We start from the raw sequence: 392 nt of genomic DNA, 5'->3' as shown, positions 1-392 counted from the left end.
GCGGGTATGACCTGAGCTAGGCTGGCCTGCTTGTGGCAAACGCCCAGGCCCTGGCCGGGCGCCTGCCGCAGGCCCTGGATGAAGTGCACGCGATCCAGTCCGACGCAGTGGTCGACGACGATGTGCGCCGTGACGCCTATCTGCTGGAAGCCGAACTGCGCCAGCGTGGCGCCGACAGCGCCGGTGAACTGGATGCGCTGGCCCGCGGCCTGGCCGCCTACCCGGATGACAACGGCCTGCTGTACGCACGTGCGCTCACCTGGGAGCGCCGCGACGACATCCCGCGCGCCGAGGCCGACCTGCGCAAGATTCTGGTGACCGACCCGGAAAACGTGCCGGCGCTGAACGCGCTGGGCTACACCCTGGCCGACCGTACCGGCCGCCTGCAGGAG

General features: G+C 70.4%; 1 pseudogene. It reads left to right on the top strand.

Going from position 1 to position 392, the window contains the following annotated elements:
• Window positions 1–32: 32 nt before the first annotated feature.
• Window positions 33–392 (top strand): annotated as a pseudogene (locus EN852_RS35835) (hypothetical protein); the annotation flags it as partial.

Source organism: Mesorhizobium sp. M2E.F.Ca.ET.209.01.1.1 (assembly GCF_004010375.2).
GTDB lineage: Bacteria > Pseudomonadota > Alphaproteobacteria > Rhizobiales > Rhizobiaceae > Mesorhizobium.
This window is presented reverse-complemented; position numbering and strand designations above follow the sequence as displayed.